The organism is Alteromonas sp. ABV2_168, assembly GCF_056161165.1.
In genome coordinates this window covers 98811-124538 of record NZ_JBSWYQ010000001.1, presented here as the reverse complement: position 1 = coordinate 124538, position 25728 = coordinate 98811, and the positions used below count along the sequence as shown (strand labels likewise).

The following is a 25728-nucleotide window of genomic DNA, read 5'->3' as shown; positions in this document are numbered from 1 at the left end:
TATGGTGGATTTTGCGCCCACGTTTTTATCCTTTGCCGGTGCACCGCTCCCTGATTTTTTGCAGGGCACCGGTATCTTTTCCGGCGAACAGAGAGAGTATATCTACGCAGCCAGAGACCGCATGGATATGGTGCCGGATAAAGTGCGCGCCGTAAGAGATCTCCGCTTTAAATACATCAGAAATGACATGCCTGAACTGCCGTACTTCAGACCACTGGTTTTCCGCGACATGTTTCCTGTGATGATTGCCTGGCGGGAAGGGCTGGATAAACAAAGCCTTAATCCCGCACAGCAGTTTTACTTTGAAGCTCCCAGGCCCGGTGATGAACTTTACGATACAGACAATGATCCCTGGGAAACCCGCAACCTGGCAGACGATCCGTCACAAAAAGCACGCCTGAGCCGGATGAAGAAAGCGCTGAAAAACTGGGAGGTACAGGTTCATGATAAAAGCACTGAGCCGGAAACCAGTATGGTCGGGGCCATGTGGCCGGGGTTTGAACAGCCGGTGACCGCCAGCCCGCAATTTAAATTGACTGAATGTCACCGGCAGGTGTGCGTTGCGATTACCTCGTCCAGTGACAATGCATCCGTTGCCTGGCGAATGGCAGCCGGGGAGCCCTGGCAACTGTATACCCAACCCGTTCCTGTTCAACCCAACAGTTATATCGAAGCAAAAGCCGTCCGCTATGGCTATCAGGAAAGTAATGTGGAGCAATATCATCATGACTAAGTTTTCTGTAGCAACACTGTTATCTGCCACCATCGGCGCAGCATGTTTGCTACCTGCATTTTCAGCCAGCGCAAAAAGCACTGAGCAACCCAATGTCATTATCATTTTCGCTGACGATATGGGATATGGCGACATGAGCAATAACGGTCATCCCACACTCACCACGCCTAATCTGGATAAAATGGCGATGGAGGGACAGAAATGGACAAATTTCTACGTGGCTGCTCCGGTGTGTTCCCCCAGCCGCGCCGGTCTGATGCTGGGACAATATCCCGTTCGTGCGGGATTGGCATCATCCACGCCGATGCGTCAGGTTTTCCGCGAAGACTCCTTAGGGGGCATGCCGGACAGCGCAACCACCATACCTGAAGCACTCAAAACACAGGGCTACGACACGGCGATGATTGGTAAATGGCATATTGGCCATCTGCCACAATACCTGCCGGTCAATCACGGGTTCGACAGCTGGTTTGGTATTCCTTACTCCAACGATATGGATCAGGATTTTGAGAAAATTCAGCAGTTAAATGGTCCGGACTGGAGCGTTAAAAACTGGAATAAAGGCAAACAGTGGACAAACCCCGAATCAGAATACTTCCGTGTACCACTGATGCAGGGAGAGGAAGTCATTGAACGTGCGCCAGACCAGCATCAAATCACCAAAACCTATACCGCAAAGGCACAGGATTACATTAAATCTCATAAAGACAATCCGTTCTTTTTGTATATCGCCCATGCGATGCCTCATGTGCCACTGTTCGCATCGGAGGAATTCGAAGGACGCAGCACACAAGGTCTTTATGGCGACGTGATAGAAGAACTGGACTGGTCGGTAGGTCAAATTCTGCAAACATTGAAAGATGAAGGTATCGATGACAACACGCTGGTGATTTTCAGTTCGGATAACGGCCCCTGGCTGTGGTTCGAAACCATGGGCGGCAGTGCCGGACTGCTTCGCGGTGGTAAAGCCGACGTTTTTGAGGGGGGAATGCGTGTTCCCGGCATCTTCTGGTGGCCAGGACATATCAAACCGGGGATACGTCACGATATTGGTTCCACCATTGATTTACTGCCCACACTGGTCGATTTAGCCGGTGGTGAAATTCCCAAAGACAGCGACGGTTATTCAGTTAAAAGCACACTTCTGGACGGTGAAGATGCAGTCCGTGATGTGTATTTTTACTACCGCGGAGCAAAAGTGTTCGCTGTCCGTAAAGGCCGCTACAAAGCCCACTTTATTTACAAAGAAGGCTATGGCGGTAACCCCGGAGAAACACTGGCAGAGCCGTTATTGTTTGACCTGAACGCCGATCCTTCCGAGAAATACAACATTGCTTCAGAGTCAAAAGCCATTGTTGCAGAGCTAGCTGCACTGCGGAAACAGCACGCGGCAAGCATTAAACCGGTTGAAAACCAGCTTGATAAGTGTCAAAAAGGGTCGCGACTTTGTCAGTAACGAAAAGCAGATAATAGTGAACAACCTGATAAGGGGCTGCCTGGCAGCCCTGTTTTTATGCATTACCTTTACCGCCACAGCCAGTAGCGATAAGCACTACACCGGTGCGGAAGCCTGCCTGTCCTGCCATCAGAAGGAAGGGGACGCCTGGCGTCAGTCTGATCACTATCACAGCATGCTGCCTCCCAGTGACAAAAGCGTGCTGGGAAACTTTAACGACATGACTTTCAGTGCGGGAGCCCGCACTTCCCGTTTCTTCAAAGAAGGTGATGCTTACTTTGTCGAAACGCTGAACGGGCAGGGAGAAAAACAAACGTTCGACGTGGTTTATACGTTCGGCTTCAGACCACTGCAGCAGTATTTATTGCGGACAACCGGAGGACGGCTGCAAGCTTTTGATGTGGCATGGGACAGCCGGCCGGCAGAGCAGGGCGGGCAACGTTGGTATCAGTTGCAGAACAATGAAGTCACCGATCCGGAACATCCTTTTTTCTGGACAGGATACTATCAAAACTGGAACAGCCGGTGTGCTTCCTGCCACTCGACCAATTTACAAAAGCACTATGACCCCGTTAATAATACGTTCGATACTACCTACTCAGACGTTAATGTGGCCTGTGAAAGCTGCCATGGCCCGGGCAGTGAACATATCAAACTGGCCGGTGAAGGCACGTTAAGCGCAACCAACACTGGCCTTAAAGCACTGGGCAAAGCCATCGCTTTTCATTTTAAGCCAGGAGACGCCATTGCACGGCCTCAGTCTTCTCCCGCCCCAATCAGTGAACTTGCCCTGAATACCTGCGGAGGGTGCCACAGCCGCAGAGCAGAATTAGGTGAACCGGATCTGACACAACCATACCACCAGCAATTCCAGTTAGATGCCATCGACGAACCGCTATATTTCAGTGACGGTCAAATCCGTGATGAAGTTTTTGTACTCGGTTCATTTATGCAAAGCAAAATGGCGCAGGCTGGTGTTACCTGCATCCATTGTCATGATCCCCACTCGGGTAAAACCCGCCTGCCCGGAGCACAGGTATGTGCAACGTGTCACCGTCCTGACGTATTCATGGCCGACACCCATACCTTGGGTCATAAAGACGCCAACTGCCTGGACTGTCATATGCCGGCACGCACCTACATGGGCGTGGATGACAGACGGGATCATAAATTCCACCGGCCTTCTGCCCTGAATGAAGACAGTGTAAGACCCTGCGCCACCTGTCATGAAGACAAATCTACGGACTGGCTGCGCGATGCTGTTGAAAAATGGCCAGCCCGTGACGGCGCATCGCCGGATACCTCAGGTGAATGGGCAAAGTTAAATGCGGCATTAACCACGTGGGATCCCGCAGCCATTGCTGAATCCGTATCACTGCTTACTGATCTAAAAATTACGCTGCCTGATTTACTCACCAGTGCCCTGACCAGAAAAGTGGCCGCTCAGGCGCCGCAGCAAGCCGCAAAACTGATAAAAGCCCATGCGGCTTCTCCATCTGCGGCTTTACGCCGGGGCGCTGCCATGGCAGCACCGTCATTATCAGCTCAGCAACAGGCAGCTGTACTGGCCTCACTTGCAGATGATCCGGCATTGTCTGTACGCAGTGAGGTGGCAGCGGCACTGCTGAATGCGCCGGCAGACAGTATTCTGCCGGAGGCGCAAATCAGCCCCCTTTTAGCAGAATATGAAGCAACATTACTGGCCACGCGGGATCACCCGGGCGCCAACACGGGTCTGGCCCAGCTGGCTTTGCGTAAAGGAAACATAATCGACGCAAAAATGTATTACGAGGCGGCGCTTCGCATTGACCCTGCCAACTTACCGGCTCTGCTGAGCTTTGCCGATTTTTTACGCAACATGGGTAATGAGGACGGCGCGAAAAAATATCTGACAAATGCACTGACCATCGCACCGGATTCCGGAGCCGTGCAGTTTGCCTACGGACTGATGCTGGTGCGGGACAAGCGATATGAAGAAGCGACGACGCATCTGGAAAAGGCCGCCCGGGCAGAAGATGCCAGCCCGCGTTTCGCCTTTGTTTACGGCGTATCCTTGTGGCAGCTCAAACAACCCGAAAAAGCACTCACGGTGCTGGATGACGCGGCGACAAGATGGCCGGGCGATTATGATTTGCTGACAACACGCGCTAAATACGCCTATTTAAGCAAAAACGCCGTGATGCTCCAGAAAGCAGTCACGGCACTGGGTAAGGTGTATCCGCAGGACAGCGTATATCTGCAGTTAAAACCGCTTATTCAGCCTTAGCGGCAGACGGCGCCTCGATGTGATGTGCCGTTACTCCCGCCGGATATAATAAACTACGACGAAAGGTCGAAGTTACCGTTACATCGTCAAATCCGGCATCTTTCAGTACGGCTTTAATGGACTTGTTCGAATAGCAACGCAGGCTCGATACAATGCCGTCCCACAATAACATCACCGGTACTACCGGGATCAGATAGGTGAAAATGGCAGTCACCAGCAATAGCCGGCGCTCGGTGATAAACGGTAACATGATCATCGCCACCAGCGGGCCTAACAGCATAGACACGTAACTCATAAAGGAGTTATCACAATACTCCAGCACCAGCACATCGTCACCGTGTGACAGATTGAGCTTGAAGATCTGCGCCACCTGTTCGTTGTCAAAGTGGTGGAAAGAGTTAATAAAGATTTTCGGGCAGCGGAAATCCGGATTGTCTTTCAGCACGTCAATGGGTTGTTCCAGATAATGAATACGGTCATCACCCAGATTGTTAATGCGTTCACGAAATTCCGGGTTTTTATCAATCATGAAATCCGACAGGTAAAAACGCAGATCTTTCTTATTCAACTCCTTCATCAACAGTTCGTTGACATAGCCACTGCCGGCACAAGGATCCATCACTGTGCCACCGGCTTTGTTGATAAAGCGGTTCAGCTCAGGCAACCATAATCTGTGATAGCCGAATACTTTATACAATGCGCCCATAAAGCGACGCAGAAAGGCGTGATAAAACTCCGGAACCCAAAATAAATCACCGAATTCAAACAATTTTTTCTGCATGGTATCCCCGCGTTCTGTCCTTTTATCGTTGTAGGGTGAACAGTAAATAAACCTGTCATCGCCACAGGGTAAGTCTGTTTAGTATGGCTTATGTTGCGATAAACGGTTGAGCTATTTTTTCGCTGAACCTTTTACGCGCCTTTTCCGTTTATGATCTTATGCATTATTCTTCTAAAACACTCACCGGCGCATACATCGCCGTACTACTGGCTTTTGCCTGCCTGGACGCAGTCTGGCTGGGCGTTATTGCTATGCCGTTGTATCGTGAAGCGTTTGAAAGTCTATTGCGACCGCAATTTATTACCTGGCCATGGATCGCATTCTATCTGCTTTACTGTGCTTCGGTCGTCTGTTTAACGATACGTCCTTATGCCGGAAAGAACCTGATTCATACTTCATTAGCGGGCCTGGCCCTGGGGGCTACCGCCTACGGCACCTACAATCTGACCTGCTATTCCATTATCCGGGACTGGCCATTGAATATGACTTTGATTGACTGGATATGGGGAACCGTGGCCACAGGAATCATTGCCACCTGCGGCGGTTTTGCAGCACAAAAAATCAGCGATAAACTGGCGCACTGAGGGTGACTCAGGCCCAAAGACCCCCTATCATGGTAACCCCGTCTTATGTTCATCTGGATCGCAGTAAATTTATGGTAGACTGCGCCCGTTTTCTCAACACAGGATTCCATTTTCATGTCGTGGATGCGCAAAACGCTTTTGTCAGTGTTTCATTATCCCGTAAAGTTGCTGGTGAAAGACCACAACATTCCCGCGAATGTCGAAAAAGAACTGGGTATCGACCGCACTAAGCCGATCATTTATCTGCTGCCCACCAACTCTGTGACCGACCAGCTTGCGCTGCGTATGTGCACACAGCGGTTAGGTTTGCCCAGCCCTGTGAAAGATGTCGAACTGGCCGGCAAAACCTATCCCGCCAGTGTCTTTCTGCGTAAAACGGAACCCTTGTTCGGGCAGCCGTCCCAGACGGATGTAGAATCAATATTCTCAGATCTTTTCCACTTGCATCGTGACCATGAAGATGTGGATGTGCAGGTTGTACCGGTATTCGTTACCTGGGGACGTGCGCCGGGTAAAGGTAAACCCGGTCTGAGTGATTTAATTGCCCATCATGCCTCACCAAGCTGGCTGCGAAAATTCTTTATCGTGATGTTTCTGGGCCGCGATAACTTCATTAATTTTAGCAAAGCTGTATCAGCGAGAGAAATGTCGACCCAGCGGGGTACGGATGACTCGATTGCTCACAAACTTGTGCGCGTAGCAAGTACTCACTTCCATCGTAAGCGCCAGAGTATGACGGGCCCGACATTGCTCGAACGTCAGGAACTGCACAATGCTATCCTGGGATCGGAAGCGGTTAAACGGGCCATGGCTGAAGAATCTGCGTCGAAAAAGGCAAAGAAACAGGATCCTAAAGAAGCTGTCAGAGAGTATATCGATGAGATTGCCGCAGATTACCGTGAAGGCCTGATCCGGTTCGGCGATCGCATACTTACCCGAATCTGGAACAAGATTTACAACGGTATCAGTGTGGGCCACAGTGAGCGGATCCGTGAACTGGCTGCCAACGGTCATGAGATCATCTACGTGCCCTGTCATCGCAGTCATATGGATTACATGTTACTGACCTATGTGATTTACCACGAAGGTATGGTGACACCTCATATTGCTGCGGGTATCAATCTTAACTTCTGGCCGGCGGGTCCCATTTTCCGTCGTAGCGGCGCCTTCTTCCTGCGCCGCAGTTTTGCCGGTAATAAGCTTTACACTGCGGTTTTCCGTGAATATCTGGAATTACTGTTTAATAAAGGCTATTCCGTTAAATATTATCCGGAAGGTGGCCGCAGCCGCACAGGTCGTCTGATCCCGCCTAAAACCGGTATGCTTGCCATGACTATGCAGGCAGTACTTAAAGGTGTTCAACGTCCTGTGAGTATTGTGCCCGTGTACATCGGGTACGAAAACGTGATGGAAGTAAAAAGCTATCTCAGTGAACTGAAAGGCAGCGGCAAAAAGAAAGAGTCTAATTTGCAGGTGTTTTCTGCCATCAGAAAACTGAAAAATTATGGCCACGGTTACGTAAACTTCGGTGAGCCGATTCAGTTGAATCAGTTCCTTGAACAAAGCGTTCCTGACTGGCGTGAAACCTTACCTGCAGACCCGGAGAAAAAACCAAACTGGCTGACGCCACTGGTTAACGATCTGGCCCACGAGGTAATGCTGCGTATTAACCGAAATGCTGCCATTAACGGTATGGCGCTGATTTCTTTATGTTTGTTGTCGTCTAAAACACAGACCATGACGGAAAAAGAGCTGGTCAGGGTGATGGACAACTACCTGGCTTTGCTGCGCAGTGCGCCGTACAGTGATGACGCCACCATTCCCGCCAGCAACGGCAGAACCATGCTGGAAGAAACCCTGGCGTTGAAACGTTTTGATATCAGTCAGGATGGCTACGGCACGATGATCGCGCCACTAAAAGATGCCGCTGTATTCCTTACATATTACAGAAATAATATTCTTCATTTGTTTGCCTTGCCCGGCGTTATCCTTTCAGCTGTCTTCGGCCGGCCCGGCATTCACCGTCATGAGATATTACGCCTGATGGCAGCACTGTATCCTTTGCTGCAACGTGAGCTTTTTATCTACATGACTCAGGATGAGGCGCTGGCTTACACCGACAAGCTCATCACCACTTTGCTGGAACAAGGCATGCTGACAGAGATGGAGCAGGGACTGTTGCATCCGCCGGCATCATCAGACCGGGCGTTCCATTCAGCCTGGCTGCTGAGCCGGTGTATGCAGGAAACTTTCCAGCGCTACGCGGTGGTACTTACCATTATCGAGCGTGATCGGGTGATAAGCCGCAATAGTCTGGAACGGACCAGCCGTCAGGTGGCGGAACGTCTGTCAACCTTATACGGCATGAACTCTCCGGAGTTTTACGACAAGAATGTGCTTTCTTCTTTCATTTCTGCCCTGCGGGAGAACCACTGGCTGGATTCTGCGCCGGATGGCAGTCTGAAGTATTCTGAAGAAAGCGATGCGCTGCGCCAGGATGTGTTGTCTCTGGTGTGGCCTGAAATTACCCAGCACTTGCAGAATGTGGAAGCAACGTGCGGGTAACGGATCCACGTGTAAAAGTGAAAAGGAAAGTTATGATACAGGGCACTTGTCGATATTTATTTGCCTTCGCAGTGACACTGATGCTGGCGTCATGTTCATCTGTACCGGATATCAGTGAATACCGGAAACCGGCAGGGTTCAAGCTGGAGAGTCCCCGTCTTGGTGCCGGTGCAGCTACCGATCAGAAAACCATATTTGTGTTTGGTGGCAGTAACCAGAAGGGTCTGCTGAATGATGTGGAAATTCTCGACCCGGCGACCAAAAACGTGCAGGTACTGAAAAACCATATTATTCCCCGCCGCTATTTTTCGTCGGTTTACGATGACAATAACCACGTGTATCTGATTGGCGGGATCTCTGCGTCAAAACAACGGGCAAACTATGAAAGCACCGTCGAGGTGTTTAATACCGTAACCCGTAAAGTGACTAAAGCGGCGACATTACCTTACCCTACGCGTACTAACACCGCAGTATATCTGGATGGCAAAATCTATGTGCTGGGCGGCTCTCACCACGACTGGCAGACCCGCAAGCTTAAACCTACAGCACTGATGGCAGTTTATGATATCAGCAAGGACGAGTGGTCTCTGGGCGCGCCGATGCCCACAGCCAAGTCCACCTCTGCTGTCACATGGCAAAATAAAATTTATGTCGTTGGCGGTTACACTGGTGAAGAGCAACTGGATGTGTTTGAACAGTACGATCCGGCGACTAAAAAGTGGAAATCTCTGCCTCCGCTGCCGGTGCCTGTCAGTGCACATACCACCACTGTGTGGCGTGATTACCTGATAGTGTTTGGTGACTACAACAATCTTGATGCTGTGTGGACTTACGACTTTAAGGCTGGCACCTGGCATCAAAGCGACTTATCCATGACCGGTGTCAGACACGCAAAAGCGGTTACCTACAACGACGCTGTTTATCTGATTGGCGGCAATCAGGACTCACCGGGCCCTGTGCTCGACACTATTCAGATATTTGATGCGAAGCAATTGCGTCAGGCCGTTGGTAAGTAGCCTGTTCCAGTTCATTCAGACATAAAAAAGGGGCTGTTCAGCCCCTTTTTTATGACAGGAAGAATTTATACGCGGGGTCGTCTGTGACCTCTTTAAACTCGTAGCTTAACTGCTGCAAGTGAGCATTAAATTCATCACGGCTTTCCGGTGGTATTTCAAAACCGGCAAGTACCAGGCCTTCAGCGGCACCATGATTACGGTAATGGAACAGTGTTATATTCCAGCGTTCACCCAGCGTTCCAAGGAATTTAAGTAACGCCCCCGGGTGCTCAGGAAACTCGAAAGTAAACACCGCTTCATTCAGCAACGCCGGCGGTCTGCCGCCAACCATATGGCGTACATGCAGCTTCGCAAGCTCGTTGTCGCTCATATTGAAGCAGTCGTAGCCCTGTTCAGTCAGCGAGTCATTAAGCGCAGAAAACTCCTGCTTACCGCCTTTAAGATTTACACCCACAAAGATGTGCGCGTCTTTCCCGTTAGCAAAACGGTAATTGAATTCAGTGATAGCTTTACCGCCAAGGACTTCACAGAATTGCTTGAAAGCCCCCTTACGCTCGGGGATCTTCACTGCAAAAACAGCTTCTTTCTGCTCACCTAATTCACAACGCTCAGACACATAACGCAGCGTGTGAAAATTAATGTTGGCACCGCACAGAATACCACCCAGCTTCTTGCCCTTGATATTATGCTCTGCCACATATTTCTTAATAGCCGCCACAGACATCGCACCGGCAGGCTCTGCGATGACACGGGTGTCATCGAAAATATCTTTGATTGCCGAACATATTTCGTCATTGGTAACAGTGATCACGCCGTCCAGCAATCTTTCACACAGACGGAACGTTTCTGTCCCCATAGTTTTTACCGCAACACCGTCGGCGAAAATACCCACCGAGGGCAGAGTCACGATTTCACCGGCTTCCATGGCCGCCTTAAAGCAGGCTGATTCTTCCGACTCAACACCGATGATTTTGATGTCCGGCTTCAGTTGTTTGAGGTATACCGCGATACCCGCAGCCAGACCACCACCGCCGATAGCCACAAACAGAATATCCAGGTTAGGATTTTGCTCCAGCAGCTCCCGGGCTACAGTTCCCTGGCCGGCAATAACATCAGGGTCATCAAACGGAGGAATAAAGGTGTAGCCGTGAGTTTTCGCCAGCATCTGCGCGTGCTTGCTGGCCATATCGAAATTTGTACCGTGGAGCACAATGTTGGCGAAGTGGCCGCCGAAGCGACGTACCGCATCCACCTTGATGTCCGGCGTAGTTTCCGGCATTACGATGGTGGCATGTACGCCTTTCTTCTTTGCACCGTATGCAAGACCCTGAGCGTGATTGCCTGCAGATGCTGCAATAACACCAGCATCCAGTTGCGCTTTGCTCAGCGCACTTAATCTGGTGTAAGCACCGCGCAGCTTGAATGATTTAACTGGCTGCTGATCTTCACGTTTCAGATAAATATCATTACCTGTTAACTGCGAGAGTCTGGATAACACAGACAACTCGCTGTTAACCGCAACTTCATAAACCGGCGCTAACAAGACCTTTTTGAGGTATTCGTGATCGCTGACGGTCATATGTCTTCCAGTTTAGAGGCATCCCGCACAGCACCTTTGTCTGCACTGGTAGCCAGCATGGCAAAGTTCTTCAGTGACAGAGACACTTTACGTTCGCGGTTCTTCGGTTTCCAGGGCTTGTCGCTGGCTTCCATCGCCGCACGGCGGTGAGCCAGTTCCTCGTCAGAAATCGCAATGTTGATAGTCCGGTTAGGGATATCAATTTCAATCTTATCGCCGTCTTCCACCAGACCAATGCCGCCACCGCTGGCCGCTTCCGGTGAACAGTGACCAATAGACAAACCGCTGGTACCGCCAGAGAAACGTCCGTCAGTGATCAGTGCACAGGCTTTACCCAGACCTTTCGATTTCAGGTAGGAGGTCGGGTACAGCATTTCCTGCATGCCCGGGCCACCTTTCGGACCTTCATAACGAATGATAACCACATCACCGGCTTTCACTTCGTCACCCAGGATGCCTGCTACCGCATCATCCTGGCTTTCGTAAATTTTCGCAGAACCGGTAAATTTGAGGATAGATTCATCCACACCCGCAGTTTTCACGATACAGCCATCAACCGCCAGGTTACCGTACAGTACCGCCAGACCACCGTCCTTGCTGTAAGCATGTTCAAGATCGCGGATACAACCTTCGCTGCGGTCGGCATCTGCTTCATCCCAGCGACAATCCTGACTGAATGCCTGCGTAGTACGGATACCTGCAGGGCCTGCACGGAAGAAAGTATCAGCATCTTTGTTTTCCGGATTAGTGATATCCCAGTCGCTGATCACTTCCGGAAGCGTCTTACCCAGAACATGATGCACGTCCTGATTCAGCAGACCGGCTTTATTCAGTTCACCAAGAATACCCAGTACGCCACCGGCACGGTGCACGTCTTCCATGTGATATTTAGGTGTAGACGGTGCAACTTTACACAAATGCGGTACTTTCCGTGACAGACGGTCGATATCTGCCATGGTGAAAGGCACTTCACCTTCCATCGCCGCTGCCAGTAAGTGCAGGATGGTGTTTGTAGAACCACCCATGGCGATATCCAGACTCATAGCATTCTCAAATGCCTTGAAGGATGCAATGTTGCGTGGCAACGCAGTTTCATCATCATTTTTGTAGTAACGCTCACACAACTCAACTACCAGCTTACCCGCCTGCTTAAACAGCTTTTCGCGGTCAGCGTGGGTAGCCAGCATAGAACCGTTACCCGGCAGAGACAGACCCAGCGCTTCCGTTAAACAGTTCATCGAGTTTGCGGTGAACATGCCTGAACAAGAACCACAGGTCGGGCAGGCAGAACGCTCAATCTGGTCCGTGTCTTCGTCGCTGACGCGGTCATCCGCAGCGGCAACCATGGCATCAACCAGATCCAGCTTAATCAGTTGATCTGACAACTTGGTTTTACCGGCTTCCATGGGGCCGCCGGACACAAACACCACGGGAACATTCAGGCGCATAGACGCCATCAGCATTCCCGGAGTGATTTTATCGCAGTTAGAAATACACACAATGGCATCAGCACAATGGGCATTCACCATGTATTCAACGGCATCTGCAATGATTTCCCGTGAAGGCAGGCTGTACAGCATACCGCTGTGGCCCATAGCGATACCGTCGTCTACCGCGATGGTGTTGAACTCTTTAGCAACACCACCGGCTTCTTCTACGCTGCGGGCAACAAGTTGTCCGAGATCTTTTAAATGCACATGCCCTGGCACAAACTGCGTGAAGGAGTTGGCAATAGCAATAATCGGCTTACCGAAATCAGTGTCTTTCATACCGGTAGCGCGCCACAGCGCACGTGCGCCGGCCATATTTCTTCCCTGGGTGGAGGTTGCAGATCGTAACTTGGGCATAATGCTTTCCCGTTTCTTAATTCAATTCAAAAAAAATTACTTATAAACCGGCGTTAACCAGTTCCATTTATCTTCGGTCTTGCCGTTGAACAAGCCAAAGAACATGTCCTGTACTTTCTCAGTGATCGGGCCGCGGGCACCGTTACCTACTGAAATACCGTCAACGCTGCGAACCGGCGTTACTTCAGCTGCTGTACCGCACATCAGAATTTCGTCAGCCAGGTACATCGCTTCACGGGGAATATTTTCCTCACGGACTTCATAGCCCATTTCTTTCAGCAGGGTGATCACTGTGTCACGGGTGATACCCGGCAGAATGGCTGCCGTCTTCGGTGTGGTGGATACGATACCATTGCGGATAACAAAGATATTCTCACCGGCACCTTCTGAGATATAACCGTTACGGTCCAGTGCAATACCTTCACCGTAACCATGACGACGGGCTTCCATAGAGATAAGTTGTGAAGACAGATAGTTACCACCGGCTTTTGCCCCCGTAGGGATGGTGTTGGCCGCCAGACGGTTCCATGAAGAAATACCGGCATCCACACCATTCTTCAGTGCTTCTTCACCTAAATATGCTCCCCATTCAAAGGCAGCAATGGCCAGCTCAGTTTCAGTACCGAAAGGTACAGCCAGACCCATACCGATATCGCCGTAATAAGCGATTGGACGGATATAAGCTGACTTCAGTTCATTCTTACGAATGATATCCATCGTCGCTTCATTGATTTGGTCCAGCGTGTAAGGAATCGTCATGCGGTAAATTTTCGCAGAGTCCAGCAAACGCTTGTTGTGCTCGTCCAGACGGAAGACGCAAGTTCCTTTATCTGGCGTGTTGTACGCACGGATCCCTTCAAAGACAGATGAACCGTAATGAATAGCATGTGTCATTACATGCACAGTTGCATCTTTCCAATGCTTGATTTCACCGTTAAACCAAATAAATTCTGCTGGTTGCTTAGCCATGTTAATTCCTTCCTGTAGCAGGCTGTTCGCCTGAAACCGTTAGTTCGGTACAAAATAAGTGACAAGACAAATGTCTTAAGACGAATGATACATGACCGCAGTGAAGTGCCCAATAACCTCTCCGGACTCTGCTTGCGACTGGACAGGAATATTTACACCTTTTGTAAGGTTGCAGACACACCTGTTCACGCCTGATTTCGCCTGTAGGTCGACACAGAAAAGGATAGTCCCTGAATACGGACTTGTTATGACTGGATTGTTGATAGTTCGGAATTTTATAAAGGGCCGGAACGGGCCCCCGGATCGTGGCTGGCTGACCACGAATCTGTATGGTGCGAAGAAATAGCATGAAACCCATGCCATAATCAAGTATTTTGCGCCCTGAACGCCGATTTTCCGTTTAACAGGCGTGCGTGTTAAGCAATAAAAAAAGCTGAGTAAAGAAATGACAGACTGGTTTCACTGGTTAAACCTGGCGGGTGTGGCTGTTTGTGCCATTTCCGGCACCTTAATGGCTTACCAGAAAAAAATGGACGGCTTCGGGGTCGTTGTACTGGCATCGGTGACTGCAATTGGTGGCGGTACGCTGCGGGATATTATGCTCGATTTGCCGGTATTCTGGATTCAGAATACAGACTACATCTATACCACTTTAATTGCTGCGCTGGCGACCATTGCCTGGCTCAGAGTCAGCCCGCGATTCCCCTATCACTACTTATTGATTGCCGATGCTTTCGGCCTGGCGTTATTTAATGTCGTGGGCATGGAAAAAGCACTTATTCATGAAGCACCCATGTCTGTAGCCATTGCTATGGGGACGATCACCGGCGTTTTTGGCGGCCTGCTGCGCGATGTTATTTGTCGTGAAGTCCCGCTGGTACTGAACGGAGAGCTTTATGCCATTACCTGCATTACCGGCGGATTAAGTTACGCATTGCTGCTTTATTCTGGCTTTGATCAGCATTACTGCCCCTGGGCTGCTTTGCTTGTCACCGTGGTCATGCGCCTGTGTGCCATGCGGTGGCACTGGCAACTGCCGGTATTTAAGCCCGACTGAGAACTGTTCACCGGTTCAGTTATTCCCGTTCCGCCACCTCTGTAAACTGCACGGCAGAAGAACACAGGAGTGCGGACATGGGAATGGCAGTGGTTAAGACCCGCGCCGGTACGGGAATCGATGCCCCGCTGGTAAGGGTGGAAGTGCATCTGGCAAACGGATTGCCGGCATTTCAACTGGTGGGTATGGCAGAAACCTCAGTGAAGGAGGCCAGAGACAGGGTTCGCAGTGCACTTGTTAACAGCGGCTTTGAGTTTCCGGCCAGACGGATCACGGTAAACCTGTCTCCGGCAAGTATTCCCAAGCAGGGCGGCCGTTACGACCTCGCCATCGCGATAGGTATTTTAATGGCACATGGTCAGCTTAATGACAGCGCCTGTGACGGAATGGAATTTACCGGCGAGTTGTCGCTTACCGGCGAGCTGATGGCTGTCAGCGGCATTATCCCAGCTGTCATTGCCTGTAGATCTGCAGACCGCACACTGTTTCATCCCGCTGCAAACAAAAATGAAGCCGCACTGGTTGACCGTGCAAGGCGCTTTGCTGCCGATTCTTTAATTTCCGTTTTTCTGCACCTGGCAGGGCTTGAGCCCCTTGCCGCTGATGAAAACCATCCGGTAAAGCCTGTTCATGGCTCCGCACAGCCCGTGTGGGAAGGTATTCATGGCCAGCATCAGGCGAAACGGGCACTTATGATCGCAGCGGCCGGCGCGCATAATTTACTTTTCACAGGACCACCGGGCACCGGCAAAAGTTTACTTGCCAGCCGGCTGCTCCGCTTACTGCCGCCACTGTCAGCGGATGAGGCTCTAGATGTGGCGGCGTTGTATTCAGTCAAACATACCGTTACCCGCGACATCATTGCCGGTTGTCGTCCTTTCCGCTCTCCCCATCATACCAGCTCAGCCGTTGCACTTACCGGTGGTGGTGTATCACCGGCTCCCGGGGAAGTTTCACTGGCACACCACGGTGTACTATTTTTAGATGAACTGCCAGAGTTCGGCAGGCGGGCGCTGGATGTACTCCGCGAACCGCTTGAAACCGGTGAAGTGCATATTTCAAGAGCATCCGGGCAGGCCACCTTCCCGGCACGTTTCCAGTTGATAGCCGCAATGAATCCCAGTCCTACCGGCGATGCAGATGACGGCCGAACGCCACCGGACCAGATATTGCGATACCTGAGCCGCATATCCGGTCCGCTGCTTGACCGTATCGACATACAGGTGGAAGTGCCCCGCTTACCGGACTATCAGTTAACTTTGACCCCGGAAAACCACGAACCGGAAGACATCCGCCAGCCACGGCAAAAAGTCAGTCAGGCGCAGACTATACAGTATGCCCGGCAGGGGAGCCTGAACGCCATGTTGCCGGTAAATACACTGGCAGAAATGTGCGCGCTGTCTGCACAGGACACGCAGTTTATTCAGATGGCGGCTGAAAAATTGTCACTCTCTATGCGGGCATTTCATCGTGCTCTGAAGGTGGCCAGAACCATTGCCGATCTTGAAGGGCAGGATACGGTGCAGCGCAATCACCTGTCAGAGGCACTGGGCTACCGTGCGCTGGATAATCTGCTCCGTCAGCTTAGCGGGATCTGAAATAAAGCATCAACCAGTGGCTCGTTCCGGCGGGAAGACAAACAGCTGATCCCCAGCTCATAAGCTTCAATATCGCCAACCTGTATTTTGCTGACACTGCCTGCCATAGAGGAATGATCCAGCACAACCTGAGGTACAAACCCCACACCGCATTCCAGTGCGACCATGCTCACAATGGCTTCATTGCCTCCCACAGAAGCATAGACATTAGGTCTTATACCGTGTTCTGCAAACCAGTGATAAGCAATCCGTCGCGTGGGGCCGTGTTCCGGCATGATCACCTGATGCCGCCGCCAGTCTATCTGAGCCAGTTCAGTAAGCCGCCAGTCACGGGGAGCAATCAGTACCAGCGGCACTTTGTCCAGTGGTGTGAATGTCATATCGGTAGGAAAATCAGGTGCATGGATGGCGATCGCCACGTCGCATTCCTTATGCTTCACCTTTTCGTTAGCCAGCGCCGGATCACCGGTCACCAGCCTGATATCCACACCGGGATAGCGGGAGCGGAACTGCCTGAGCAGGGCCGGCAGATGGCTCTGGCTGGCCGTTACCGAGCAAAATACACTGAGCTCTCCTTGTAATGCTTCGCTGTCATCGTGCAGTTCACGTTGCAAAGATTGCCAGTCTTTCAGTACTTCCGTAGAGAACGCCAGCAGCTTATGGCCGGCATGGGTAAGGACCACAGAACGGTTATTCCGCTTCAGCAACACTGCACCGCACTCTTCTTCAAGCCTTTGAATACAGCGACTTAGCGTGGACGGTGACACATACATTGCCTCAGCGGTGTCACCGAAATGTAAACTGGATGCGAGATGATTGAAAAGTTGAAGTGAACGGAAATCCATAAATATTGCAAAAAATGAAATACTGTTTTGCGAATATATCATTTTCCAAAACAAAAGTGATCAAGTAATCTTCGCAGCAAGTCGTCATCGACGAGGTCATCGACTGGCTTTGAGCCCGTAGATAATGACTAGATTAATGATGTTCGGAATTTTATATGGCTAATTATTTTAATACTCTGTCTCTACGTCAGCAACTCGACCAGTTAGGTCGCTGTCGTTTCATGGAGCGCAGCGAATTCACAGACGGTTGTGAGTTCTTGAAAGGCAAGAAAGTTGTTATCGTCGGCTGTGGTGCTCAGGGCCTGAACCAGGGTCTGAACATGAGAGATTCAGGGTTGGATGTTGCTTACGCATTGCGTCAGGCAGCAATCGACGAAAAACGTGACTCTTTCCAGCGTGCAAGCAGCAACGGATTTAAAGTTGGTACCTATCAGGAACTGATCCCTGAAGCCGATCTGGTATACAACCTGACTCCTGATAAGCAGCACGCAAGCGTTGTTGAAGCGGTAATGCCGCTGATGAAAGAAGGTTCTGCATTAGGCTATTCTCACGGTTTTAATATCGTTGAAGAAGGTCAGCAAATCCGTAAAGACATCACGGTAGTGATGTGTGCACCTAAGTGCCCCGGTACTGAAGTACGCGAAGAATATAAGCGTGGTTTCGGTGTACCTACACTGATTGCGGTTCACCCTGAGAACGATCCGAAAGGTGAAGGCTGGGATATCGCAAAAGCACTGGCAAGCGCTACTGGCGGTGACCGTGCAGGTGTTCTGGAATCTTCTTTTGTTGCAGAAGTTAAATCAGATCTGATGGGCGAGCAAACCATTTTATGTGGTATGCAACAAGCCGCCGCTATCCTGGCATTTGAAAAAATGACTGCTGATGGCATCGACGCCGGCTATGCCGCTGCGTTAATTCAGTATGGTCTGGAAACCATCACCGAAGCACTGAAAATCGGTGGTGTAACAAACATGATGGACAGACTGTCAAACCCTGCGAAAATCAAAGCGTTTGATTTGTCTGAACAACTGACCGATCTGTTACGTCCGCTGTTTGAAAAACACCAGGACGACATCATCAGCGGCGAGTTTTCCCGCACTATGATGGAAGATTGGGCAAACGGTGATGCCAACCTGCTTAAATGGCGTGAAGAAACTGGTCAGTCTGGTTTTGAAAACGCACCTAAGTATGATGGTAAAATCACTGAGCAAGAATTTTTTGACCACGGCATCCTGTTAGTTGCCATGATCAAGTGCGGTGTAGAAGTTGCCTTCGACGTAATGGTTGAAGCAGGTATCTTACCTGAGTCTGCCTACTACGAATCACTGCATGAAACACCATTGATTTCAAACACTATCGCACGTAAGCGTCTGTATGAAATGAACGTGGTAATTTCCGATACTGCTGAGTACGGTAACTACCTGTTCGCAAATGCTGCAGTACCGCTGATGCGTGAGAAGTTTATGCCGTCTATCGATACCAGTGTTATCGGCAAAGGTTTAAATGTCAGCTCTAATCAAGTTGATAACCGCCGCCTGGTAGAAGTAAATGATGCCATCCGTAATACCGGTGTAGAAGCTATCGGTAAAGAATTACGCGGCTACATGACGGACATGAAAGCCATCATTGGTGTGTAACGATTTCTGTCGTTAGGTGCTTAACCAAGCCCTCTTGCCCGACCATTTTGGTCGGGCTTTTTTATGCCTGAAATTCCATATCTGCAAACAAAAACACCGGCAGAACGCCGGCGCTTGAATTGAGTAAGCCATACCGCTGCGCTGATTATTTACCAGGCCCTGCAATATCGATTTCCGGTAACGGCTCTGCAGTATCAAAGCCCAGCACCTGAGAATAGAAATACAGCTCAGCATTCAGGGCTGTCACAATATTCTCAGACTTTCTGAAACCATGCCCTTCACCTTCGAACGACACGTAAGCTGTCGGAATTCCTTTGTCTTTCAGTGCTTCGAAAATCATCTCTGACTGATTTGGAGGTACCACTTTGTCTTCCAGGCCCTGTAGCAGCAGTAGCGGCGCATTGAAGCCATCGAGATGATGGATGGGTGAGCGTTCAATGTACAAGTCCTTTCGCTCCGGATACGGTCCGATCACCTGGTCAAGATAGCGGGATTCAAACTTGTGGGTATCTCCCGCCAGCGCCTCAAGATCGCTGACACCATAATGACTGGCACCCGCTTTGAACACGTCACTGAACGCCAGGGCCGCAAGCGTCGTATAGCCACCGGCACTGCCACCGCGAATAATGAGCTTTCCGGCATCTGCCAGCCCCTGATCCGCCAGCCACTGCGCGCCGGCTACAGCATCTTCTACATCGGTTACACCCCATTCACCGTAAAGTGCATGACGATATTCACGGCCATAACCCGTACTGCCGCGATAATTAAGGTCGAGAATACCGAAGCCCCGGCTGGTCCAGAAATACTTACTCACTGAATAGGTGGGTGACGCTTTTGATGTCGGCCCGCCGTGGATCATCACAATGAGTGGCGGCGCACAGCCTTCTGGTGCTGACACGTCCGGATTCGCCGGCGGGAAATACGTGCCGTATGCTTTCGCGTTTTCACCCACCGGGAAACTCACTGCCTGAATGGCTGGCACCCACGCCGGGGGCAGCGTGGAATCACTGGAGGTTGTGATCACACTGACTTCAGGGGAGTCAGCGGTTAAATCAGATAAGGCAATCAGTTCACCCGGGCGGGTTTGCGGATCCTGAATGACATACAATGCAGAGTCCGACTCAACAAAGTCTTCAATAGCCGCACTTTCCGGCGTCAGCACATGCATTTCGCCGGTTTTTCTGTCAAACAGATAAAGCTGGCCAATGGCTCCCTGAACCACATTCGCCAGAATGGAGCCATCCTGACGGATGCGGTAGTAATGCTTACCCACCTGCCAGGCCGGTCCGCCTGTCTCTGAATTCTGCGGCTGCGGTGACAACAGAGTAAATGCAGTGCCCGACACCTGGTACAGTGACCACCAGTTATTCCGGTCGCTCAGCACGTACAGGTTACCTTCAGCATCCCACTGGGGATCTATAGCCGATTCACCGGTATCCGGGTTATGTTCTGTCAGCCCTTCCAGTTTGCCGTCAGCGGCAAAGGCAGCCGACCACAGCGTAGTGTTATCCCAGGGCATATCCGGATGATTCCATGCGATAAAGGCAACGGATTTGCCATCCGGGGACAGGCCGGGTGCAGACACAAAGCTGCTGCCTGAAAAAAGCACGTCGCCTTCTGACATCCCTTCAGCCGGAATGGCGACCAGCGTATTCTCCGGCTCACCGGATACGCGATGATCTTCGCGGATACAAATCAGCCGGTTACGGGGCGCATCAAGCTCAAAGGCTCCAAAACGAATGTTTGCTGCCGGAGTGATAGCCACCGGCGCTGCGCCAATGACCATGCGGTAAACACGCTGATCATTAAAATGCGTAAACCAGACCACGCCGTTATTAACCAACATGGAACGGCCACCGTATTCGTGTACGCGTGTTCTTGCATTCCACGGTGCAGGCAGCACCTCTTGCGGCTCACCTCCACTTTTTCCCTTTTTTCTGCGCATGATGGTACACCGGCCACCTTCTTCAGGCCGGGACTCAACCCAGTAAACAAAGTCACCATCGACGGCCAGAGAGGACAGACCGCGGCTACCCTGCACAACCGCCTGAGCGGAGACAGGAGATGGCCAGCCGCCATACTTAACGGCATCGGTTGATGATAATTTCATAAACTACCACGTCCAATATTGATTCTTTGAGCTGACGAGCAGTAAAGAAAACAGCCAACAATATAAGCAAACAACATAACGGATATTCCCGTTCAGAAACGGCATGAATAAGGGATTAATGTAACTTAGAACAAATGAAACTGCTATTTATCAGAAGCTTTTTAACTTAGCAAAGATGTATAGTTATAATCAGCGATTGATAACTTTTTCAGTAAGTTCCTATTTAAATATAATAAAAAATCATCATTGTTCAGCTCAAAACAACTGACTATTATTTAATCAAAACAAAAGGAGTTTGTTTAATGGTTAAATTAGTTTGGCTTGTACTAATTTCAGTCATGCTAACTGCGTGCGCATCTAATAATTATTACGGTGCCCAACACGAAGAAAATGTAGCTAGGCACATTCTTCGGGTATCTGGCCATGGCTACCTTATTAATTCAGATAATCAGTCAGACTCGCTCGTTTTTAATGATGAACAGCTTAAAAGTCACATGACGCTTTCAGAGGTAAACGAAAGATTCAAGCATATTTTTTCCAGCGCACTGCAATTAGCCTGTCGAAATGAATACATCCTTGAAGGTGAGATGGGCGAGTCGAAGCTGTCACATTGTACTCACACTAGTGATCAAGCTATTCAAACATTAGATGAGTGCGCCCAAATGGGCCTTACTCTTAAAGCATGTAATCAAACAGTCTACGAGTCTTTTAAGAGCATGTTTATAGACAGGAAAGTTCCGATAAAATTCTTAGTCTATTTTCATGGTGGTCTAAACAATTACGACAACTCAGACGAGCGGCTATCAAAGCAGTTAGAATACATTAAATCGGGCTTACCGCTCGGCCACCCCACTAGTAATTACCCTAACCCAGGGTTCAAAACTGTCACTAACGATTGGCAATATCCAATTTTTGTATCTTGGCCGTCGAGCGCCCTTAGTACATATGAAGAACACCTTCTTTCAATCAGGGAAGGTCGACGAGTTAACCCAAACCTGTCGTTTGCGTCCACACCAGTTATTTTATTTGAAGACATAGTTACCTCCATTGGCGAATTTCCTGCCAACATGTACTATCAGTTCACCAATGACAAAGACAGGATGGCCTCTAATCCTAGCGTACTGCTATCTCATGTATGGAAAGAAGCTAACTTACAATTCAATAACCTTCAATGTAAGCCCAACGGAAAAACAGATGCATCAGATTTCGAGGCAAAAAAAGTACGATTAAATGCGAAATCGGATACTGAAGACAAAGAGAGTTTTTTATACATAAATCGCTCTGTATACAAGAGAAGCTCTCTAAAGCATAGGGGCAAGGTTGGAGTTTTTATACTGTTAACTCCAATCAGATATGTAGTTGGCGGCATTTGGAATGGGACATTCGCAGGTAACGCATGGCAGGTTATGAAACGAAGGGCAAGGAATATGTTTGACCCGACCGGCGATGCAGATGCCAGACTACAAAAAGAACTCGAATTCCAACAAGATTATAGAGATGGTGTTGGAAGCTCCCTAGGTGCCTTTTTCGAGAGCTTGCTTGCGCTCCAAAGTCAATTCCCTGAGGCAGACATCCGGCTTACGTTAGTCGGACATAGTATGGGTACTATCGCGATCAATAATTTACTGCAACGCTATCAATCAGAATGGCAAAAATCAGATATCTTGCGTGATGTTATCTATATGGCAGCAGCAGCAAGCACACAGGAAACCCTCTCTATCGTGCCGGAAATTATGAAGAATTCACCCCAAACTAATTTTTACAACCTTACACTGAACCGAGTTTCTGAGGTTGCTGAAGATTACCTCTGGGGTGCAGGTCCTTCAGGCTCACTATTGGTCTCCATCGACAAATATCACGATCAACCAGAACATCATCTCAAAAGAACATTTGGCTCGGAAGTAAATGTTCGCTCTTCACTACCAGCAATATTGAACGCCTTCGAGGGTGTTAACGGTAATGTAACACTTAAAGCTTTTAACAATATTGAATTTCTTCCAAATGGTATAGAGCCAATATTGCCAGTTAAACATGGAGATTTCGGAGATCTTAATTACTGGCTACCCACCACATGGGAAATAACCAATGAAAACAATCAGTTAGTAAAAAAGAAGGACATAGTCGCATGCACCCCAAAAGTTGTCAGACCATTACCTATTGAAACCACTAAAGAGGGTAACGAAAAAAGCGAGGGCTACGTAGAACCTGTTGTCAGCGACGTATTATTTAAAACAAATTCCGTCAATTAACGAAGGTGTTCAAGGATGAAAAAACATTTTACGCTTACTGGATTAATTATTTTCTCAGTACTTACTGGCTGCTCAACTATTCACGAAGGCAAGGAAAGTCATATCCTTGCAGTAAACCCTGTACCAGCTTATGACATTGGTACTATTCAAAACCTGAAGAACTTTAATGTTGATTATTCAATTAATGACAAAAAAGTATTTCTATTTTCACATTATCTGAAAGACACATTGCGTAAAAAAGTCAAGCAAGGGCGAGTCGGAGAAGAAGCATTTGCCAGTTTTCAGGTTATTTTTGCAGCTCTTGCTTCTGCTTTTTCCGCTTCTACTGGTGTTCACCCTGATGTTGTCACAGGCTTAGCCGGCTTAAGTGCATTGTCACCCGACATGGCCAACATTATTAATGCTGGGGAAAAAGCCAAAGCATATTCGCAGGCTCTTGAGCTCATCGAAGCAGCTGAAGCGTTATATCTACAAAGTCGTGCACAGGTTGCGAATGATAAGACAGACCTGATTCCTGAAGATCAATTGACCCCACAAGGCGCCGCCCTTATTGTAAGTTCTTCGGCGGCTCTGAAAGTTATGCGAGATACACTACTTGGTGCAATCCCGAAAATAGAGGAACTGGAGAAAGCAATGGGCAAATATGCGCGTTTTTCCATGACTGATAACCTCATTAAAGTTGAAGTGACAAGCGCAGACCTGACGATGAAGAAAATTAGCAACAATAAGGATAACTATAAGCGCGAGGTTCTAGTTTACAAAGGTCAAGCAATTTCCAATTGCTCATCGTCTGCTCCATTAGTCGCATCAGTTTCATGTGATGATCCCAATGATCGGATTACGATTTCCCCTATTGCTATTGGTGATTCAGTCATTTCAGTGATCAGCGATAAAGGGGAACTAACAACAGTGCGGATCACTGTCGCTATAGATTCAGAAAATGGAACTGAAACGCCTCAAAATTCGACTAATTCTGTAACACCTCAGCAAGACAATTCTGATGATAAAACGTCTGCGCAAACAAATGACAATCCCAAAGCTTCAGAAAATTCCAAAGAGTAAGCAAAACAATAACGAACAAACACAGTAGCGGTATGGAATCCCTTACATATCTTCTGCCCTGCCGCCGGTTTCAGTGCACCGACTTTTCCGCAAATCTCACGCTCACAAAAGCGAGGGAGAAGAAGATCAGGAAGCCAAAACCGATAGGATATAGGGTGCCGTTTAAGAAACTGTCGATAGACAAGGCGATAGGAACAGAGAATATACTCGACATGGAGCCGATGATGGCTGCGCCAAGGCCGGCCATCTGTCCCAGAGGCTGCATTGCAAGGGCGTTCAGATTACCGAACAGGATCCCCACAAAGAAGAATCCGCAGAACATAACCGGCAGAAGCAAGGTCAGAGGAGGTAATCCGCTGAATACCGTGATAAGCGCCAGGAAAACGACAGAGAAACCCACAACGCCGTATAACGCAATACCCACCAGCTTTTTCATACCAAAGCGGACTACCATCGTGCCGTTAAAGAACGATGCCAGGCCGATGGAGAACGCGAGGAATGCAAAGATAAACGGGAACATGGTGCCTGTGTCGTAATATTCCTGAAAAATGGTCTGTGAAGCACTCAGGTATCCCAGGAAAGCACCGAACATAAAGCCCATGGCGACGGTATAACCCATCACGTTTCCGTGGGTCAGAATAAACTTCGAAGACTGGAAAAATTTAGACCAGGCGAAGCGGCCCCGCCGGTCAGCAGGCAGTGTCTCCGGCTGACGGGACAAAAACCATGTGCCGGTGAACACAGAGACAATCAGAAACAGCGTAAAAATATGCGTCCAGTGGAAGAACGTCAGGACAGCCTGACCCACCATCGGCGCAATCATCGGCACCAGAATGAAAACCATCATGATGAATGACATCACTCTGGCCATTGCATCGCCCACATACAAATCGCGGATGATCGCCATTGCAGCCACACGGGGACCGGAAACACCGAATGCCTGTATTAAACGGCCGGCCAGCATGGTAGACATGTCGTCTGCCATCATACAGACCACAGTACCTACAACGAAAATCGAGATGCCAAGTAAAATGGCTTCCCGCCGGCCACGGGTATCAGAATAGGGGCCAAAAAAGAGCTGACCGAAAGCCATGCCGCCGAAGAAAATAGACACAATCAGATGCGCATCATGGGGATCGTCTGCATGCAGCGCTTCGCCAATCTGGATCAGAGCAGGCAACATCGCGTCGATGCTCAGGGCAACCAATGAAGTCATTAACGCCATCAGAGCAACAAACTCGACAAGGCCCAGCGTTGGCTTAATTGGGGAAGGGTTTTCTGACATGTGTGTTGTCTACTCTAATCGACATAAAATAAAGGGCGCATAGTATAGCCTGAATTTGCCGGAAATTGCGTCAGTCTTTACCGCCGGAA

18 protein-coding genes are annotated in these 25728 nt (G+C 49.5%); 11 read left to right on the top strand and 7 right to left on the bottom strand.

Features of this window, described 5'->3' with window-relative positions:
- Position 1 precedes the first annotated feature (1 nt).
- Genes ACXAH4_RS00590 through ACXAH4_RS00580 form a run of 3 tightly spaced genes read left to right on the top strand, consistent with a single transcriptional unit; the run spans position 2 to position 4455 of the window.
- Positions 2-733, top strand: coding sequence for a hypothetical protein (locus tag ACXAH4_RS00590; protein ID WP_474880287.1), 732 nt, complete (start codon positions 2-4; stop codon positions 731-733).
- On the top strand, positions 726-2189 hold the full coding sequence (locus ACXAH4_RS00585; protein ID WP_474880286.1) for a sulfatase family protein: 1464 nt from the start codon (positions 726-728) through the stop codon (positions 2187-2189). The genes ACXAH4_RS00590 and ACXAH4_RS00585 overlap by 8 nt, the downstream gene beginning before the upstream one ends.
- A 16-nt stretch (positions 2190-2205) precedes the next feature.
- Positions 2206-4455 (top strand): ammonia-forming cytochrome c nitrite reductase subunit c552, encoded by a 2250-nt coding sequence (locus ACXAH4_RS00580; protein WP_474880284.1) that lies wholly within the window; start codon positions 2206-2208, stop codon positions 4453-4455.
- Here ACXAH4_RS00580 and ACXAH4_RS00575 read toward each other — a convergent pair.
- Positions 4442-5236: a hypothetical protein gene (locus ACXAH4_RS00575; RefSeq protein ID WP_474842213.1), complete on the bottom strand. Its 795-nt coding sequence runs from the start codon at positions 5234-5236 to the stop codon at positions 4442-4444. The genes ACXAH4_RS00580 and ACXAH4_RS00575 overlap by 14 nt on opposite strands.
- A 158-nt stretch (positions 5237-5394) precedes the next feature.
- On the opposite strand from ACXAH4_RS00575, the gene ACXAH4_RS00570 reads away from it, so the two are divergent.
- From ACXAH4_RS00570 to ACXAH4_RS00560, 3 genes are all read left to right on the top strand, one after another.
- Positions 5395-5820 (top strand): DUF2177 family protein, encoded by a 426-nt coding sequence (locus tag ACXAH4_RS00570; protein WP_474842214.1) that lies wholly within the window; start codon positions 5395-5397, stop codon positions 5818-5820.
- A gap of 114 nt (positions 5821-5934) precedes the next feature.
- Positions 5935-8385, top strand: a complete 2451-nt coding sequence (gene plsB / locus ACXAH4_RS00565; RefSeq protein ID WP_474842216.1) for a glycerol-3-phosphate 1-O-acyltransferase PlsB — start codon at positions 5935-5937, stop codon at positions 8383-8385.
- Positions 8386-8417: 32 nt separating this feature from the next.
- Positions 8418-9401, top strand: coding sequence for a Kelch repeat-containing protein (locus ACXAH4_RS00560; RefSeq protein ID WP_474842218.1), 984 nt, complete (start codon positions 8418-8420; stop codon positions 9399-9401).
- 49 nt (positions 9402-9450) lie between these two features.
- On the opposite strand, the gene ilvA is transcribed toward ACXAH4_RS00560, so the two are convergent.
- Genes ilvA through ACXAH4_RS00545 form a run of 3 tightly spaced genes read right to left on the bottom strand, consistent with a single transcriptional unit; the run spans position 9451 to position 13796 of the window.
- On the bottom strand, positions 9451-10980 hold the full coding sequence (gene ilvA, locus ACXAH4_RS00555) for a threonine ammonia-lyase, biosynthetic (RefSeq protein ID WP_474848668.1): 1530 nt from the start codon (positions 10978-10980) through the stop codon (positions 9451-9453).
- The gene (ilvD, locus tag ACXAH4_RS00550; protein ID WP_474842222.1) at positions 10977-12827 is read right to left on the bottom strand and encodes a dihydroxy-acid dehydratase; all 1851 of its coding nucleotides are present in this window, start codon (positions 12825-12827) and stop codon (positions 10977-10979) included. Before ilvD ends, ilvA begins: the two co-directional genes overlap by 4 nt.
- A 36-nt stretch (positions 12828-12863) precedes the next feature.
- Positions 12864-13796, bottom strand: coding sequence for a branched-chain amino acid transaminase (locus tag ACXAH4_RS00545; RefSeq protein WP_119503168.1), 933 nt, complete (start codon positions 13794-13796; stop codon positions 12864-12866).
- Between the two features lie 445 nt (positions 13797-14241).
- Between ACXAH4_RS00545 and ACXAH4_RS00540 the strand changes: the two genes are divergently transcribed.
- Both ACXAH4_RS00540 and ACXAH4_RS00535 read left to right on the top strand, forming a co-directional pair.
- Positions 14242-14853 carry a trimeric intracellular cation channel family protein gene (locus ACXAH4_RS00540; protein WP_119503169.1) on the top strand — a complete coding sequence of 204 codons (612 nt, stop codon included), beginning with the start codon at positions 14242-14244 and terminating at the stop codon, positions 14851-14853.
- A 77-nt stretch (positions 14854-14930) separates the two neighbouring features.
- A complete protein-coding gene (locus ACXAH4_RS00535; protein WP_474880283.1) occupies positions 14931-16451 on the top strand; it encodes a YifB family Mg chelatase-like AAA ATPase in 1521 nt (506 codons plus the stop codon).
- On the opposite strand, the gene ilvY is transcribed toward ACXAH4_RS00535, so the two are convergent.
- On the bottom strand, positions 16433-17296 hold the full coding sequence (gene ilvY / locus ACXAH4_RS00530) for an HTH-type transcriptional activator IlvY (RefSeq protein ID WP_119503564.1): 864 nt from the start codon (positions 17294-17296) through the stop codon (positions 16433-16435). The two genes, ACXAH4_RS00535 and ilvY, sit on opposite strands and share 19 nt — an antisense overlap.
- 155 nt (positions 17297-17451) lie before the next feature.
- On the opposite strand from ilvY, the gene ilvC reads away from it, so the two are divergent.
- The gene (ilvC, locus tag ACXAH4_RS00525; RefSeq protein WP_119503171.1) at positions 17452-18933 is read left to right on the top strand and encodes a ketol-acid reductoisomerase; all 1482 of its coding nucleotides are present in this window, start codon (positions 17452-17454) and stop codon (positions 18931-18933) included.
- A gap of 145 nt (positions 18934-19078) precedes the next feature.
- On the opposite strand, the gene ACXAH4_RS00520 is transcribed toward ilvC, so the two are convergent.
- Positions 19079-21043, bottom strand: coding sequence for an alpha/beta hydrolase family protein (locus ACXAH4_RS00520; RefSeq protein ID WP_474848672.1), 1965 nt, complete (start codon positions 21041-21043; stop codon positions 19079-19081).
- A 302-nt stretch (positions 21044-21345) separates the two neighbouring features.
- On the opposite strand from ACXAH4_RS00520, the gene ACXAH4_RS00515 reads away from it, so the two are divergent.
- Positions 21346-23292 (top strand): hypothetical protein, encoded by a 1947-nt coding sequence (locus ACXAH4_RS00515; RefSeq protein WP_474848674.1) that lies wholly within the window; start codon positions 21346-21348, stop codon positions 23290-23292.
- Positions 23293-23307: 15 nt separating this feature from the next.
- Positions 23308-24354: a hypothetical protein gene (locus ACXAH4_RS00510; protein WP_474848676.1), complete on the top strand. Its 1047-nt coding sequence runs from the start codon at positions 23308-23310 to the stop codon at positions 24352-24354.
- Between the two features lie 70 nt (positions 24355-24424).
- Here ACXAH4_RS00510 and ACXAH4_RS00505 read toward each other — a convergent pair whose 3' ends face one another.
- On the bottom strand, positions 24425-25639 hold the full coding sequence (locus tag ACXAH4_RS00505) for a multidrug effflux MFS transporter (RefSeq protein ID WP_474848678.1): 1215 nt from the start codon (positions 25637-25639) through the stop codon (positions 24425-24427).
- Positions 25640-25728 lie beyond the last annotated feature (89 nt).

Coding starts and splice junctions, on each gene's coding strand:
- ACXAH4_RS00590 (WP_474880287.1), top strand. CDS start 2: ATGGTGGATTTTGCGCCCACGTTTTTATCCTTTGCCGGTGCACCGCTC.
- ACXAH4_RS00585 (WP_474880286.1), top strand. CDS start 726: ATGACTAAGTTTTCTGTAGCAACACTGTTATCTGCCACCATCGGCGCA.
- ACXAH4_RS00575 (WP_474842213.1), bottom strand. CDS start 5,236: ATGCAGAAAAAATTGTTTGAATTCGGTGATTTATTTTGGGTTCCGGAG.
- ACXAH4_RS00570 (WP_474842214.1), top strand. CDS start 5,395: ATGCATTATTCTTCTAAAACACTCACCGGCGCATACATCGCCGTACTA.
- plsB (WP_474842216.1), top strand. CDS start 5,935: ATGTCGTGGATGCGCAAAACGCTTTTGTCAGTGTTTCATTATCCCGTA.
- ACXAH4_RS00560 (WP_474842218.1), top strand. CDS start 8,418: ATGATACAGGGCACTTGTCGATATTTATTTGCCTTCGCAGTGACACTG.
- ilvA (WP_474848668.1), bottom strand. CDS start 10,980: ATGACCGTCAGCGATCACGAATACCTCAAAAAGGTCTTGTTAGCGCCG.
- ilvD (WP_474842222.1), bottom strand. CDS start 12,827: ATGCCCAAGTTACGATCTGCAACCTCCACCCAGGGAAGAAATATGGCC.
- ACXAH4_RS00545 (WP_119503168.1), bottom strand. CDS start 13,796: ATGGCTAAGCAACCAGCAGAATTTATTTGGTTTAACGGTGAAATCAAG.
- ACXAH4_RS00540 (WP_119503169.1), top strand. CDS start 14,242: ATGACAGACTGGTTTCACTGGTTAAACCTGGCGGGTGTGGCTGTTTGT.
- ACXAH4_RS00535 (WP_474880283.1), top strand. CDS start 14,931: ATGGGAATGGCAGTGGTTAAGACCCGCGCCGGTACGGGAATCGATGCC.
- ilvY (WP_119503564.1), bottom strand. CDS start 17,296: ATGGATTTCCGTTCACTTCAACTTTTCAATCATCTCGCATCCAGTTTA.
- ilvC (WP_119503171.1), top strand. CDS start 17,452: ATGGCTAATTATTTTAATACTCTGTCTCTACGTCAGCAACTCGACCAG.
- ACXAH4_RS00520 (WP_474848672.1), bottom strand. CDS start 21,043: ATGAAATTATCATCAACCGATGCCGTTAAGTATGGCGGCTGGCCATCT.
- ACXAH4_RS00515 (WP_474848674.1), top strand. CDS start 21,346: ATGGTTAAATTAGTTTGGCTTGTACTAATTTCAGTCATGCTAACTGCG.
- ACXAH4_RS00510 (WP_474848676.1), top strand. CDS start 23,308: ATGAAAAAACATTTTACGCTTACTGGATTAATTATTTTCTCAGTACTT.
- ACXAH4_RS00505 (WP_474848678.1), bottom strand. CDS start 25,639: ATGTCAGAAAACCCTTCCCCAATTAAGCCAACGCTGGGCCTTGTCGAG.